At 72.9% G+C, this 14,469-nt stretch carries 17 protein-coding genes; 2 read left to right on the top strand and 15 right to left on the bottom strand.

Features of this window, described 5'->3' with window-relative positions; translation table 11 throughout:
* Nucleotides 1–2: 2 nt before the first annotated feature.
* The 10 genes from DEJ29_RS09985 to fmt all read right to left on the bottom strand — a co-directional run bounded on the left by DEJ29_RS09985 (nt 3) and on the right by fmt (nt 8,124).
* Nucleotides 3–242, bottom strand: coding sequence for an HGxxPAAW family protein (locus DEJ29_RS09985; protein WP_017887200.1), 240 nt, complete (start codon nt 240–242; stop codon nt 3–5).
* Nucleotides 239–937 (bottom strand): Trp biosynthesis-associated membrane protein, encoded by a 699-nt coding sequence (locus tag DEJ29_RS09990; protein ID WP_110864562.1) that lies wholly within the window; start codon nt 935–937, stop codon nt 239–241. Before DEJ29_RS09990 ends, DEJ29_RS09985 begins: the two co-directional genes overlap by 4 nt.
* Nucleotides 934–2,478 carry an anthranilate synthase component I gene (locus DEJ29_RS09995; protein WP_071403728.1) on the bottom strand — a complete coding sequence of 515 codons (1,545 nt, stop codon included), beginning with the start codon at nt 2,476–2,478 and terminating at the stop codon, nt 934–936. Before DEJ29_RS09995 ends, DEJ29_RS09990 begins: the two co-directional genes overlap by 4 nt.
* Entirely contained in the window at nt 2,475–2,873 is a 399-nt protein-coding gene (hisI, locus tag DEJ29_RS10000; protein ID WP_111094249.1) for a phosphoribosyl-AMP cyclohydrolase, read from the bottom strand. Before hisI ends, DEJ29_RS09995 begins: the two co-directional genes overlap by 4 nt.
* Before the next feature lie 25 nt (nt 2,874–2,898).
* The gene (gene hisF / locus DEJ29_RS10005) at nt 2,899–3,654 is read right to left on the bottom strand and encodes an imidazole glycerol phosphate synthase subunit HisF (RefSeq protein ID WP_232536485.1); all 756 of its coding nucleotides are present in this window, start codon (nt 3,652–3,654) and stop codon (nt 2,899–2,901) included.
* 11 nt (nt 3,655–3,665) lie between these two features.
* Complete coding sequence (gene hisG / locus DEJ29_RS10010) at nt 3,666–4,505, bottom strand: ATP phosphoribosyltransferase (protein WP_071403725.1); 840 nt, start codon at nt 4,503–4,505, stop codon at nt 3,666–3,668.
* A 58-nt stretch (nt 4,506–4,563) separates the two neighbouring features.
* On the bottom strand, nt 4,564–4,827 hold the full coding sequence (locus tag DEJ29_RS10015; RefSeq protein WP_027465728.1) for a phosphoribosyl-ATP diphosphatase: 264 nt from the start codon (nt 4,825–4,827) through the stop codon (nt 4,564–4,566).
* 101 nt (nt 4,828–4,928) lie between these two features.
* Nucleotides 4,929–5,588, bottom strand: a complete 660-nt coding sequence (gene rpe / locus DEJ29_RS10020; protein WP_111094247.1) for a ribulose-phosphate 3-epimerase — start codon at nt 5,586–5,588, stop codon at nt 4,929–4,931.
* Nucleotides 5,589–5,623: 35 nt separating this feature from the next.
* Complete coding sequence (locus tag DEJ29_RS10025; protein WP_258375887.1) at nt 5,624–7,192, bottom strand: RsmB/NOP family class I SAM-dependent RNA methyltransferase; 1,569 nt, start codon at nt 7,190–7,192, stop codon at nt 5,624–5,626.
* Nucleotides 7,189–8,124: a methionyl-tRNA formyltransferase gene (fmt, locus tag DEJ29_RS10030; RefSeq protein WP_111094246.1), complete on the bottom strand. Its 936-nt coding sequence runs from the start codon at nt 8,122–8,124 to the stop codon at nt 7,189–7,191. The genes DEJ29_RS10025 and fmt overlap by 4 nt, the downstream gene beginning before the upstream one ends.
* 134 nt (nt 8,125–8,258) lie before the next feature.
* Here fmt and DEJ29_RS10035 point away from each other — a divergent pair, with 134 nt between their 5' ends.
* On the top strand, nt 8,259–8,591 hold the full coding sequence (locus DEJ29_RS10035; protein ID WP_111094245.1) for a DUF8129 domain-containing protein: 333 nt from the start codon (nt 8,259–8,261) through the stop codon (nt 8,589–8,591).
* Nucleotides 8,588–9,043, top strand: a complete 456-nt coding sequence (locus DEJ29_RS10040) for a DUF4383 domain-containing protein (protein ID WP_111094244.1) — start codon at nt 8,588–8,590, stop codon at nt 9,041–9,043. Before DEJ29_RS10035 ends, DEJ29_RS10040 begins: the two co-directional genes overlap by 4 nt.
* A 112-nt stretch (nt 9,044–9,155) precedes the next feature.
* Here DEJ29_RS10040 and DEJ29_RS10045 read toward each other — a convergent pair whose 3' ends face one another.
* The 5 genes from DEJ29_RS10045 to pyrF are packed head-to-tail and all read right to left on the bottom strand — an operon-like array spanning nt 9,156 to nt 14,459.
* Complete coding sequence (locus DEJ29_RS10045; protein WP_111094243.1) at nt 9,156–11,138, bottom strand: primosomal protein N' family DNA-binding protein; 1,983 nt, start codon at nt 11,136–11,138, stop codon at nt 9,156–9,158.
* A gap of 8 nt (nt 11,139–11,146) precedes the next feature.
* On the bottom strand, nt 11,147–12,358 hold the full coding sequence (metK, locus tag DEJ29_RS10050; protein ID WP_110858970.1) for a methionine adenosyltransferase: 1,212 nt from the start codon (nt 12,356–12,358) through the stop codon (nt 11,147–11,149).
* Nucleotides 12,359–12,363: 5 nt separating this feature from the next.
* On the bottom strand, nt 12,364–12,627 hold the full coding sequence (rpoZ, locus tag DEJ29_RS10055) for a DNA-directed RNA polymerase subunit omega (RefSeq protein ID WP_017887186.1): 264 nt from the start codon (nt 12,625–12,627) through the stop codon (nt 12,364–12,366).
* A 27-nt stretch (nt 12,628–12,654) separates the two neighbouring features.
* Entirely contained in the window at nt 12,655–13,578 is a 924-nt protein-coding gene (gmk, locus tag DEJ29_RS10060) for a guanylate kinase (RefSeq protein ID WP_239001435.1), read from the bottom strand.
* Nucleotides 13,575–14,459, bottom strand: coding sequence for an orotidine-5'-phosphate decarboxylase (gene pyrF / locus DEJ29_RS10065; protein WP_258375886.1), 885 nt, complete (start codon nt 14,457–14,459; stop codon nt 13,575–13,577). The genes gmk and pyrF overlap by 4 nt, the downstream gene beginning before the upstream one ends.
* Nucleotides 14,460–14,469: the final 10 nt, after the last annotated feature.

Here is a 14,469-nt window from a genome sequence, read left to right on the forward strand (position 1 = left end):
CCCTACTCGCCGTGGTGCTTGGGGACGAACTTCGGACCGTCGACGCCGTAGCCGGCCTTCTTCATCACGCCACCAACGATGAGGCCGATGAGGACGACGCCAGCGGAGGCCCAGACGCCCCACGGCTGGTCGAACCAGAAGAACAGCGTGCCTGCCGCGAATCCGATCAGCATGATCACGACGGCGGTCCAGGCGGCCGGCGAGTGGCCTTCGCCGAGTTCTGCGGGCTCAGTGTTGCTCACGGTGCTCCTCGTTCTGCTCCGGCGTCGTCGGTCGAGCGACGCCCTGTCGATCCTACCGTGTCGTCACTCGGCGCCCCCGCGCCCGCGCCGTCGGCGGTGGTCGGGTCCACGCCCGCGCTCAGGTCGTCCCAGTCGACGACCGCGTCGCGCTGGACGGGAGCTGCTGCACGTGCTGCTGCGGCGGCTCCGGCGGTGGCGGCAGCGTACTTCCGGCTCGGGCCGGGCCAGGCGCGCTGGACCACGATGACGACCACGCCGAGCAGCACGGCGAGCACGCCACCCGCGATCCCGACGGCGGGCCACGGGCTCACGGAGACGCTCGACACGACACCGCGGACGGCACCGAGGTCACTGACCCCGGCGACCTCGCCGACGGCACCGCGTGCAGCGGCGATCGGGTCGCCGAGGGCGGTGATGCCGCTGACGACCACGCCGAGGCCGAGCAGGATCTCGACGGCGGCGAGCACGATGCGCAGCACCCGCCCCGCGATGGTCATCGCCAGGAAGAGCGCGAGGCTCGCGATCGCCAGCGCGGTGTACTGCGGCACGACCGCCGCCCCGTCGGCCGCGACCGTCGAGGTGACGGCGGCGCCGGCGTGCAGGCGGACGGTGAACCAGGTCTGGGTCCAGGCGAGCATGATGACGCCGGCGACCAGGAGCCCGGCGACGACGACGATCGGACGCGAGCGCTTCACGAGCGGACCTCGCGCATCCGGTTGGCGGTGGCGACGGCACGCAGCGGGGCGGCGGCCTTGTTGACCGCCTCGACGTGCTCGGTCTCCGGATCGGAGTCCGCGACGAGTCCGGCACCGGCCTGCACGCGGGCCACGCCGTCCTTGATCAGGGCGGTCCGGATCGCGATCGCCAGGTCGGCGTCACCCGCGAAGTCGAAGTACCCGACGACACCGGCGTACGCACCGCGCTTCGCCGGCTCGAGCTCGTCGATGATCTCGAGCGCACGCGGCTTCGGCGCGCCCGAGAGCGTGCCGGCCGGGAACGTCGCCCGGAACACGTCGATCGCCGAGGCGTCGGGGCGCACCCGCCCCTCGACGCTCGACACCAGGTGCATGATGTGGCTGAACCGCTCGACGGTCATGAACTCGGTGACGCTGACGGTGCCCGGCTCGCACACCTTCTGCAGGTCGTTGCGTGCGAGGTCGACGAGCATCAGGTGCTCGGCGCGCTCCTTCGGGTCGCCGAGCAGGTCCTCGCCGAGGTGGACGTCCGCTTCCGGGGTCGCACCGCGCGGGCGGGACCCGGCGATCGGGTGCGTGATGGCGCGGTCGCCCTGCACCTTGACCAGCGCCTCTGGCGATGCGCCGACGATCCAGAACCGCTCGTCGGCGGTGTCCGCGAGGGCGAGGAAGTACATGTACGGACTGGGGTTCAGCGTCCGGAGCACCCGGTAGACGTCGAGCGGGTCGGCCGTGACCTCGTGGTCGAACCGCTGCGAGATGACGACCTGGAACACGTCACCGTCGCGGATGAAGCCCTTCGAGCGCTCGACGGCCGCCATGTAGTCGGCCGGACTCGTGCGGTGGGTGGGGGTCGGCTCGGCGATCTCGAAGGCCTCGGCCACGGTCGCGACGCTCGGCTGCACCAGGTCGCCCTGCATGCGGTCGAGGCGCTGCTGCGCGTCCGCCCAGAGCGTGTCCGCGTCGTCGGTGCCGTCGTTCAGCACGCTCGCGACGAGCAGCACGAGACCGGTGCGGTGGTCGAGCGCGGCGAGTTCGGAGACGAAGGACAGCGCCTGTCCGGGCACGTCGAAGTCGGCCGGCGGCACGTTCGGCAGGTGCTCGAGCTGGCGCACGGCCTCCCACCCGATGAAGCCGACGGTCCCGCCGACGAGCGGCGGCGAGCCGGGCACGCGGGGCGTCGCCCAGCGCTCGTGCAACCGTGCCAGGACCTCGAGGGGCGCGCCGTCGAGCGACCCGACGGCGCGCTCGGCGTCGATGCCGGTGTCGATCCAGGCCGCGCGGTCGCCGTCCTGGGTCAGGACGCCGAAGCTCCGCACGCCGACGAACGACCAGCGCGACCACAGGCCGCCCTGGCCGGCGGACTCGAGCAGGAAGGACCCGGGGCGGCCGTCGGCGAGCTTGCGGTAGACGCCGACCGGCGTCTCGCTGTCGCCGTACAGCGCGCGGACGACCGGCAGGACACGGTGGTCGCCGAGCAGGCCGTCGAACTCCGGTCGGGAGGTCGTGTGCGGGGTCTCGGAGATCGTCGCGGTGGTCATCGGCTCGGCTCCACGGCCGTGTCCGCCGGGGCGGACATGGTCACGGGCGCGAGCGGGTCGACGTCGAAGCACCGGTGCGCACCGGTGTGGCACGCAGCCCCGACCTGCTGCACCGTGACGAGGAGCGTGTCGTCGTCGCAGTCCAGCGCGGCACCGCGGACGTACTGGGCGTGTCCCGACGTGTCGCCCTTCCGCCAGTACTCGTTCCGCGACCGCGACCAGAAGGTCACACGGCCTTCGGTGAGGGTGCGGCGGAGGGCTTCCCGGTCCATGTAGCCGAGCATGAGGACGTCCTTCGACGATTCCTCCTGCACGATGGCGGGGAGCAGGCCGTCCGCACCGAAGTGTGCGCGGTCGAGGACCGCCTCGGTGTCGGTGCTGGTGCTGTCGGTCATGAGGCTCCTAGCCTACGGCGGCGGATCAGCGGACGGCGTGGCCGGTCGCGCGGAGCGCGGCCTTGACGTCCCCCACGGTCATCTCGCCACGGTGGAAGACGCTGGCGGCGAGGACTGCATCCGCACCCGCGTCGACGGCCGGGGCGAAGTGCTCGACGCGACCCGCGCCTCCCGAGGCGATCACCGGGACCGACGAGACGGCGCGCACCGCGGCCACGAGTTCGAGGTCGAACCCGTTCTTCGTGCCGTCGGCGTCGATGGAGTTGACGAGCAGCTCCCCCGCGCCCCGCTCGACGGCCTCGCGTGCCCACGCGATGGCGTCGAGGTCGGACTCGGTCCGCCCGCCGTGGGTGGTGACCACGAAGCCCGAGGGCATCCGGTCGGAGCGCTTGACGTCGAGCGACAGCACGACGGCCTGGGCCCCGAACCGGTCGGCGATCTCGCCGATGAGCTCGTGCCGGGCGATCGCTGCGCTGTTCACGCCGATCTTGTCTGCGCCGCACTGCTGCAGCCGCGAGACGTCGTCCACACTGCGCACCCCGCCGCCGACGGTGAGCGGGATGAAGACCTGCTCGGCCGTCCGGGTCACGGTGTCGTACATCGTCGCCCGGTTCTCGACCGTGGCGCCGACGTCGAGGAAGGTCAGCTCGTCGGCACCCTGCTCGTAGTACCGAGCCGCCAGCTCGACGGGGTCACCGGCGTCCTGCAGGTCGAGGAAGTTCACGCCCTTGACGACGCGCCCTCCCTTGACGTCGAGGCACGGGATGACCCGGACCGACACGCCACCGAGGGTCACAGGCGTGCGGCGTGGATCGGGCTGACGAGGATCGCCCGGGCGCCGAGGTCGTAGAGCGCGTCCATGATGAGGTTCGCGTCGTCGCGCGGGATCATCACGCGGACCGCGGCCCAGTCGCGGTCGTGCAGCGGCGACACGGTGGGCGACTCGATGCCGGACGCCACCGCCGTCGCCTGCTCGAGCAGGGCCGTGGGGACGTCGTAGTCGAGCATCACGTAGCCACGGGCGACGAGGACGCCCTGCAGGCGTCGGCGCAGGACGTCGATACCCGGGATGGTCTCGTCGGTGGAGACGAGCACCGCGGTCGACTCGAGGATCACCGGGCCGAAGATCTCGAGGCCCGCCTGCCGGAGCGTGCTGCCCGTCGACACGACGTCGGCCACGGCGTCGGCGACCCCGAGCCGCACGGCGCTCTCGACCGCGCCGTCGAGCTTCACGAGCGTGGAGCTGACCCCGTGCTCGGCGAGGAAGGCCCCGACCAGGCCGGGGTAGCTCGTGGCGACCCGGACGCCGTCGAGGTCCTGCAGCGAGCCGAACCGACCGGGCGTGCCGGCGAACCGGAAGGTGGAGTCGGCGAAGCCGAGCGCGTCGACCTCGTGCGCCTCGGACCCGGAGTCGAGCAGCAGGTCGCGGCCGGTGATGCCGACGTCGAGCGCGCCGGACCCCACGTACGTGGCGATGTCCCGCGGGCGGAGGAAGAAGAACTCGACGCCGTTGCGCTCGTCGAGCAGGTGCAGCGCCTTCGGGTCGCGGCGGCCGGCGTACCCGGCCTCCCGCAGCATGTCGGACGCGGTCTCGGACAGGGAGCCCTTGTTGGGCACGGCGATGCGGAGCATCAGTGGGTCTGCTTTCTGTGGGGTCGTCGGCGGTCGTCGGTGCGCCGGGCGGCGCTTCCTACAGATGTCGCCAGACGTCCGCCGGGGTGAGCCCCTTGGCGACCATGAGGACCTGGAGGTGGTAGATCAGCTGGGAGATCTCCTCCGAGGTCCGCTCGTCGCCCTCGTACTCGGCCGCCATCCAGACCTCGGCGGCTTCTTCCACGATCTTCTTGCCGATCTGGTGCACGCCGGCGTCCAGTTCGGCGACGGTGCCGGAGCCCTCGGGGCGCGTGCGCGCCTTCTCGGTGAGCTCCTGGAACAGGTCGTCGAACGTCTTCACGGGGTCCAGGCTACCGGTCTCCGCTGACGCTGCCGACGCACCGTCCGGACGGGAGGCAGTGGTCGCCTCGGTGAAGCCGGTGCGCTCCGGCGCTCCCCCGGTCACGAGCGAGCCCGAGCGGCGGCCTCGCGCAGGTCGGCGATGCGCGCAGCGGGTTCGCCGCCGTACACCGCGGAGCCCGCGACCAGCGTGTCAGCGCCGCTCCGCACGGCCTCGGGCACGGTGTCCACGGCGATCCCGCCGTCCACCTCGAGCCACACGTCGAGCCCGGAGGCGTCGACGGCGGCGCGGGTGTCGGCGAGCTTCGGCATCACGGACGGCATGAAGGACTGGCCGCCGAACCCGGGCTCGACCGTCATCAGCAGGATCATGTCGTAGGCGTCGAGGTGGTGCAGCACCTGCGTGATCGGGGTACCGGGCTTCACGGCGACGGCGGCCCGGGCACCGTTCGACCGGATCGCGGCGGCGGTCGCCACCGGGTCGTCGGCTGCCTCGAAGTGGAACGTGACGCTCGACGCACCCGTCTCGGCGTACTTCGGCGCGTTGCGGTCGGCGTCGGTGATCATCAGGTGCACGTCGAGCGGCACCGGCGACACCTGCTGCAGGCGCTGCACGATCGGCAGCCCGAGCGTCAGGTTCGGGACGAAGTGGTTGTCCATCACGTCGACGTGCACCAGGTCAGCGGTCTCGATGCGCTGGAGTTCGCGCTCGAGGTTCGCGAAGTCGGCGGACAGGATGCTCGGCGAGATGCGGATCGTCACCGGGCAAGCCTACCGGCGTGCCGTGGGCCGGGGCCTCAGTCGACGCGACGGAACAGCGCGATGAACATCGCGTCCGTCCCGATGCGGTGCGGCCACAGCTGCGCGGTGGCGCCGTCCGCGATCTCGGGGTCGCGTGCGGCGACACCCCGGACGATCGTGGCGGTGTCGAGCTGCTCGAGCCGGTCCCCGTGCCGCCCCATCAGCGCGTCGACCTGCCCGCGGGTCTCGGCCAGGTGCGGCGAGCACGTCACGTACGCCAGGGTCCCGCCCGGTGCGAGCACCCGGACGGCGGCGTCGAGCAGTTCGGTCTGCAGGGCGGCGAGCTCCTGGACGTCCTCGGGGACCTTCCGCCACCGCGCCTCCGGCCGGCGACGCAGCGCGCCGAGCCCGGTGCACGGGGCGTCGAGCAAGATGCGGTCGAAGGTCATCCCGGTGCCGTCCCGGCCGTACCGACGGCCGTCGCCCTCGACGACCCGAACGTGGTCACCGAACACGCCGAGGGCGTTCCGCACGAGTCCGGCGCGGGCGGGGACGAGCTCGTTCGCGACCAGGGTCGCGCCACCCTGCTGCGCCTCGGCGGCGAGCAGCGCGGCCTTGCCGCCGGGGCCGGCGCACATGTCGAGCCACCGCTCCCCCGCGCGCACCGCCGACGAGCGGCTCAGCGCCAGCGCGGCGAGCTGCGACCCCTCGTCCTGCACGCGCAGGCGTCCGGCGGCGACGCCCGGCACGCGCGCCGGGTCGCCGCTGATACCGCGGATGCCGACGGGCGAGACCGGCGCGGCATCCGCCTGCACCACGGGTGCGCTGGACCGGACGGGAGGCACGGTGCCCGTCGCACCGTCGGCCTCCGGTTCGTCGTCGGCGGGCACCAGCGCCGCGGGCACGTCGTCCGCACCGGTCGCGTCGGCGAACGCGGCATCGGTGTCGTCGTCCGACGCGGTGCGCACGGTCGCGGTGACGATGTCCTCGTCGGTCGCGAGCCCGGGCAGGGCCGCGAGCTGCACCCGGGGTGCGACGTTGTCGGCGGCGAGCAGGGCGGCGAGCTCGTCGCGAGAGCGTTCGGCGGCAAGGGCGTCGCGGAGTGCGGCGACGACCCAGACCGGATGCGACCAGCGGGTGGCGAGCAGGGCGTCGCCGGCGCGGCCCTCGGTGATCAGGGCGTCCCACTGCTCGTCGGTGCGGGCCGCGATCTTGCGCATCACCGCGTTGACGAATCCGGTGGCTCGGCGGGCTCCGACCTCGCGGGCGAGCTCGACCGTGGCGTCGACGGCTGCGTGGGTCGGTGTGCGCATGGCGAGCAGCTGGTGGGCGCCGAGGCGCATCACGTCGAGGACGTCCGCCTCGATGTTCTCGGCTCGACGACCGGACGCCAGCGCGATGATCACGTCGTAGCGCCCGAGCATCCGGATCGTGCCGTAGGTCAGCTCGGTCGCGAACCCGGCGTCGCGGGCGGTGAGCCCGGCGCGGCGGATGCGTGTCGGCAGCAGCAGGTTCGCGTAGGCGTCGTCGACCTGCACGGCGCGGAGCACGTCGAACGCGACCCGGCGGGCGCTGGCCGGACGCGGGCCGCGGCGGGCACCCTGGGGCGTCGTCTGGGGGCTCATGCGAGGACCTTCCCGTCCAGTTCGCCCAGGCCACGGGCCCAGGCGGCGGCGTCCATCGCCTTCTTGCCCGCGGGCTGCACCTCGAGCAGCACGAGCGGACCGTCACCGGTCCCGACGAGCAGCCGCCCGCCGTGGAGCGCGAGCGCGCCGGGCGCGAGCGACGGGGCGGGGTCCGCCGCGCCTCCCGACCAGCGCTCGCTGCGGAGCAGCTTCACTCGGGTCTCGCCGAGGTGGGCGTACCCACCCGGTTCCGGCGTGACCCCGCGCAGACGTGCGTGCACGACCGCGGCAGGCGCGGCGAAGTCCGTGCGGCCGTCCTCGATGGTGAGCTTCGGGGCGAGGGTGGGCTCACCCGACTGCTCGGTCGCGACGGCGGTGCCGGCGGCGATGCCGTCCACGACGTCGGCCACCACCTCGGCGCCGACCTCGGCCATCGCGGCGAGGACCTCACCCGAGGTCGCCTCGGGGTCGATGTCGAAGGGCCGAGCGGCGAACACCGGGCCGGCGTCGAGCGCCTCCACCAGCTGGAAGACGGTGGCGGCGGTCCGGGTGTCGCCGGCCATCACCGCGCGCTGCACGGGGGCGGCGCCGCGGTACGCCGGCAGGTCGGAGAAGTGCAGGTTGATCCACCCGTGCCGCGGGGCGTCGAGGGCCGGGCGGCGGAGCAGCGCGCCGTACGCGACGATCACGCCGAGGTCGACGTCGAGGTCGGCGATCCTGGCGGTGACGTCGTCGTCCACGCGCGAGGCCTCGATGACCGGCAGCCCGAGTTCCGCGGCGAGGACGGCCACCGGGGTCGGGGTGAGGACGCGCTTCCGGCCCTGCGGGGTGGCCGGCCGCGTGAGCACCGCGACGATCTCGTGGTCGGACGCCGCCAGAGCGCGGAGGGTGGGGACGGCCGCAGCGGGGCTGCCGGCGACGACGAGACGCATGGGCTCGATCCTCCCACGTCGACAGCACCCCCGGGCTCCGCCCGCCTGTCCAGAGCACGCGGCGCTCCGGACTGCCTGTGCGCCGGCAGAGCATCGGCTGCGTACGTTCTGGCTGCACCGACGGAAGGAGCCCCATGACCGACCGAGAACTGCCCATCCCGGACTTCGACCACGTCCCGCTCGGCAACCTGACCGAGCACCTGACGGCCCTCGACCGCGAGCAGCTCCAGGTGTTGCTCGACCACGAGAACGCCCACGGCGCACGGCTGCCGGTGCTCGAACGGATCCGGCACCGGATCGAAGCGCTCGACGGCGGGGCGGAACCGACCGGTTCCGTGCCGGAGCACCTCCCCGAAGTGTCCGTGGGGGCCTCGGCACCCTCGGCCGTCACCCCGGCGACCGCCGGACCGAAGATCAACCCGCCCTCGCACGGCGTGCCCACCAATCCCGTCCAGGAGACACCATGAGCGACGTCACCACTTCCACCAACCGCTACGCCGGTTCGTCCATCCAGAAGGCCACGCTCGTGGTCGGCATCGTGTTCCTGCTCGTCGGGATCGCCGGCTTCATCCCCGGCATCACCACGGGCGACCTGGCCGGGGCCGGACACGAGTCGATGGGCATGCTGCTCGGCATCTTCCAGGTGTCCGTGCTGCACAACATCGTGCACCTGCTGTTCGGGGTCGTGGGCCTGCTCGCCGCGGCGCGCGCATCGGGCTCGCGGATGTACCTGGTGATCGGCGGGATCGTCTACTTCGTCCTGTGGATCTACGGCCTGTTCACCGCCGGCCACAGCTCGGGTGCGAACTTCGTCCCGCTGAACAACGCGGACAACTGGCTGCACCTCGTGCTCGCCGTCGGCATGGTCGCCCTCGGCGTCGTGCTGCCGCGCGAGCGCCGTCGGCCCGCCAACGCCTGACCGACCCGCACCAGGCTGTCGCCACACCGCGGCAGCGCCCGAACGACACCGCCGACGTCCGACGACGTCCGCGGTGTCGTTCTGCGTCGGGCCGCACGCGCGACCGGCCGGGTCAGACCTCGGAGAACGGCTCCGCGTCGTCCAACCGCACCCGCAGCGTCGGAGCGGCCCGTCGTCGGTTGCCGCCCTTGAGCACCCGCCGGGTCGACGAGCGCCGGATCACCTCGGCCTTGAGCGTCGCGGCGACCTCGGCCCCGTGCGCGTACGGGAACCGCACGATGGCCCGGACCGTGCCCGGCAACGTGTCGTCCTCGACCGGGACCGGGCCGAGCACCGGACCGACGACAGCGTCGCCGAGGGCCTCGACCGCAGCGATGACGGCCTCGTCGGTGCCGGTCATCGTCGCCACCCGCACCGCCGGCGGGAAGTGGAGTTCGCGGCGGTCGGTGAGCTCGTCGTGCGCGGGACCGTCGAGCCGCCACAGGGCCATCGCGGAGGCCAGGCGCCCGCCAATCCCGACCAGGTACACCTCGGCACCGGGGGCCGACTTCGCGGCGGCGTTCGTCCAGAAGCGCAGCACGTCCTCCTGCACCCGCAGCCCTTCGCGGGAGAGCATCTTCTCGCCGTCGAGCAGCAGCACGCAGGCGTAGCCGCCCGGCACCGACGGCTCGGCCCCACGGGTGGCGACGACGACCGATGGCTTGGCGGGGACCTCGTCGAGCGGACGGGATCCGTCCGCGACGATGATCCGGGTGCCGGGGAACGCCCGCCCGAGCTCCTCCGCGGTGCGCTGGGCCCCCTGGCCGACCGGCTTCACGGTGCCGTTGCCGCACGTCGGGCAGCGGAACCTGACGGCCAGGGCACCGCAGAACCGGCACTGGGGCGTGGCGCCGCGGTGCGGGCTGCCGAGCGGCCCGCCGCAGACCCGGCAGTGCGCGCGTTCGCCGCACTCGGCGCAGACCAGCCCCGTACCGAAGCCCGGGCTCGCGACCTGCACCAGGACGGCACCGTGCTGGCTGGCCTCGCGCGCGGCACGCCAGGCGGAACTCGGGATGCGCGCCTGTGCGGCGAACCCCTCGGCCCCGGTCTGCTGCACGGTGGGGATGACCTTCGGCGTCTTCACGCGGTAGGGCACGACGTCCTGCAGCCAGTGCAGCTCCACCAGCCGTTGCACGTCGGTGCTGCGCGCGTGTGAGACGAACAGCAGCGCGGCCCCGGACTGGGCGGCCCGCACCAGGGCCACGTCACGCGTGTGCACGTAGGGGGCCCGCTGCTCGATGAACGAGGCGTCGCCGTCGTCCCACATCGCGATCAGGCCGAGCTCCGTCGCCGGCGCGTACATCGCCGTACGGTTGCCGATCGCGACCACCGGGTGCGTGCGGGCCTGCAGCAGGGCCTTCGCGCGCTGCCCGTTCGTCTGTTTGGCGTCGAACCGCACCACCCGTTCCGGCGGCAGCACGGCGAGCAGGGCGCGCTCGAGGTCGATGACGTCGCGGAAGTCCGGCACGGCGATCACCGCGGACTGCTCGGCCGCCACCGTGTGTGCGGCGGCCTGGGCGAGCGTCGCGGCCCACCCCGGCACCCAGACCGGTGCGTCCGCGTCACCCACCGCCACGGGCTGGGGCACGGCGGCGACCGCGGCGCGCCCGTGCTCCGTCACCACGGCCTCCAGGACGCCGTCGGCGTAGCCGGTGACGGGCGGGGCGGTCACCGGCGGCGGCGACCACGCGGTGTCACGGGCGAGCCAGGCCTTCTCGGCGCGCACCTGCCGCGGTGGCACGGCCAGGCGCAGGACGTCCGAGGCGACACCCGCGGCGCGGTCGGCGACGGCGCGCGCGAGGGTCCAGATCTCCGGCGCCAGCACGGGCACCGGGGACAGCACGGCCTCGATCTGGCTGAGCTCACCGGGGTACTCACCCTCGGTGACGATCTCGACCACGTAGCCGTCGGACATCCGTGCCCCGGTGCGCAGCGGCACCTTGACGCGGACCCCCGCGACGCAGTCGTCCTCGAGCTCGGCCGGCACCCGGTAGTCGAACAGACGGTCCAACTGCGGGAGCGGCGAGTCGAGGACGACGCGCGCGACGGTGGTCACGCGGTGCTTCAGACGGTCGCGGCGACGAGTCCTGCGGCGGCGCGGAGTTCCTCGACACGGTCGAGCTGCTCCCACGTGAACCCGGGGAGCTCGCGGCCGAAGTGGCCGTAGGTCGCGGTCTGCGCGTAGATCGGTCGGAGCAGGTCGAGGTCGCGGATGATCGCGGCCGGACGCAGGTCGAAGACCTGGCGGATGGCGGCCTCGATCGTGGCGTCGTCGACGTGTCCGGTGCCGAAGGTCTCGACGTACAGCCCGACGGGCTTCGCACGGCCGATCGCGTAGGCGACCTGCACCTCGAGCCGGTCGGCGAGCCCCGCGGCGACCGCGTTCTTGGCGACCCAGCGCAGCGCGTACGCCGCCGAACGGTCGACCTTCGACGGGTCCTTGCCGCTGAACGCGCCGCCACCGTGACGGGAGGCCCCACCGTAGGTGTCGACGATCACCTTGCGGCCGGTGAGCCCGGCGTCACCCTGGGGGCCACCGATCTCGAAACGACCGGTCGGGTTCACGATGACGTCGACGTGCGACGAGTCGAGGTCGACCAGGTCGAGGACCGGACGGATCACGTGCTCGGTGATCGCCGCGGTGAGCTCGTCGAGCGTGACGCTCGGCGAGTGCTGCGTGGAGAGCACGACGGTCTCGACGGTCTTCGGCACGACGCCGTCGTACCCGATGGTGACCTGGGTCTTGCCGTCCGGGCGCAGGAACGACAGCTCGCCCGACTTGCGGACCGCGGCGAGGCGCTCGGCCAGACGGTGCGCGAGCCAGATCGCGACCGGCATGTACTCGGGGGTCTCGTTCGTCGCGAAGCCGAACATGATGCCCTGGTCACCGGCGCCCTGACGGTCGAGCGGGTCGACCGCACCGGTGCGGGAGTCGAGCGACTCGTCCACACCCTGCGCGATGTCGGGCGACTGCGCGCCGATCGAGACCTCGACACCGCAGGTGGCACCGTCGAACGAGACGTCCGACGAGTTGTAGCCGATGCCGGTGATGACGTCACGGACGAGCTTGGGGATCTCGACGTAGCCAGAGGTCGTGACCTCGCCCGCGACGTGCACGAGCCCGGTGGTCACCATCGTCTCGACGGCGACGCGCGCGTTCGGGTCGACCGTCAGCAGTGCGTCGAGGATGCTGTCCGAGATCTGGTCGCAGATCTTGTCGGGGTGCCCCTCGGTCACCGACTCGGACGTGAAGAGGCGGAGAGCAGCTGCAGTCACCGGGATCAGTCGGTGGGCTGCTGCTGCTTGGTGACGGTGAGCTTGTCCTCGTTGATCTCGTGGAGCGCGACGGACAGCGGCTTGTCGTCGATCGTCGAGTCGACGAGCGGTCCGACGTTGTCGAAGAGCGAGCCCTCGTGCAGGTCGGCGTAGTAGTCGTTGATCTGGCGGGCGCGCTTCGACGCGAAGATGACGAGCGCGTACTTCGACTCGACCTTGCTGAGCAGGTCGTCGATGGGCGGGTCGATGATGCCCTGGGGGTTGGCCATGGTGTCTCCTCGAAGTCAGTGCACCCGTCAGGGCGCAGAGAACAAGTCTACGACCTCACGTGCCGCGGTGCCGACATCGGAGTTCACGATCCGCACGTCGAACTCGTCCTGCGCGGCCAGCTCGACCTTCGCGGTCTCGAGACGACGCGCCTGTTCCTCCGCGGATTCGGTCCCGCGGCCGATGAGCCGGCGCACCAGTTCCTCCCACGTCGGGGGCAGCAGGAACACGAGCACCGCCTCGGGCATGGCGTCGCGGACCTGCCGGGCCCCCTGCAGGTCGATCTCGAGCATGACCTTCTCGCCGGCGTCGAGCGCGCGGTCGATCGGCGGGCGCGGGGTGCCGTACCGGTACGAGTTGTGGACGGTCGCCCACTCGAGCAGCTCGCGGTCGCGGATCATGCGGTCGAACTCGTCGTCGTCCACGAAGTAGTAGTGCACGCCGTCGACCTCGCCGGGGCGCGGCTTCCGGGTGGTGGCGGAGACGCTGAGGTTGACGTCCGGGTAGTGCTGTCGGATGTGCGCGCTGACCGTGCCCTTGCCGACCGCGGTGGGTCCGGCGAGCACGACGAGCTTCGAGGCACCACGCTTGCGACCGCGGGCGGCGAGCCAGTCCGCCAGGGCGGTCCGCTGCCGGGTCCCCAGGCCACCGAGGCGCTTCGAGGGGGCGATCCGCAGGGTCCCCATGATCGCCTCGGCTCGTGCGGGGCCGATCCCCGGCAGGCTGACGAGCAGGTCACGGACCCGGAGCGAGCGTTCCGCCGAGGTCGTCTCGACCAACGAGTCGTCCCACGCGGCACGGGCGACGTCGAGTGCCGAGCGCTCCCCCGACGCGATCGCGGCCTTCACCGCGGCCCGGGCGCGTCGCGCGGCCACCGCGGCCTTCGCCGCGGCGACCCGGTCCACCTCTGGCGGGGTCCGGTGGGCGGGCAGGCCCTCGTGCTCGTCGGTCACGCTGCCGCCGCCAGTGCGGTGCGGATGCGGTGGGCGCGCTCGGTGACGAGCGCCGAGACGCCGTCCGGACCGTCGGTCAGCAGGCCGCGCGACTCGCTCACGAGCACCTGCTCGGCACGCGCGCCGTACAGCGCACGGAGGTCCTCGATGCGGGCGCCCTGGGCACCGAAGCCCGGTGCGAGGACCGGCGCGGTGCCGATCGCGTCCGCGTCGATGCCGAAGTCGTCGAGGTGAAGGGTCGCGCCGAGCACGAGCCCGACGTCGCCGAGGGCCTGATCGCCCACGGACCGGTTGTCGTCTGCCACGTCCAAGACGATACCGGCCGCGACCGTCCGGCCGGTACGCGGTCCTTCCGCGAGCACCGCGGTCTGCAGCACCCGCGCCTCGGGGTTGCTCGTCGCCGCGAGTACGAAGACCCCGGCACCGTTCCGGCGCGCGACGTCGATCGTGCCCCGGAGCGAGCCGTACCCGAGGTACGGCGACACCGTCATCGCGTCGGCCGCGAACGGCCCGGCGCGGTCGAGCCACGCCAGCGCGTAGTCGTCACCGGTGGTCCCGATGTCGCCCCGCTTCACGTCGGCGACGACCAGGAGGCCCGCGTCGCGTGCCCGACGGATCGTCGCGTCGAGCGCACGGTAGCCCGCCACCCCCGCCGCCTCGAAGAAGGCGACCTGCGGCTTCACGATCGCCGCGCGGCCGGCGGCCGCGTCGACCAGGGTGGCGCCGAACGCCGTCAGGCCCTGCTCGTCGCGGGCGAGCCCCCACGCCGCCAGGGTTGCGGCGTGGGGGTCGATCCCGACGCAGAGCGGTGAACGCTCCCCCATGGCGGACGCGAGGCGGTCACCGAAGGAGGCCGGGCCTCCCGACCGGGTCGTTGCCACGCTGGCAGCC

The organism is Curtobacterium sp. MCPF17_021 (assembly GCF_003234605.2).
GTDB lineage: Bacteria > Actinomycetota > Actinomycetes > Actinomycetales > Microbacteriaceae > Curtobacterium > Curtobacterium flaccumfaciens.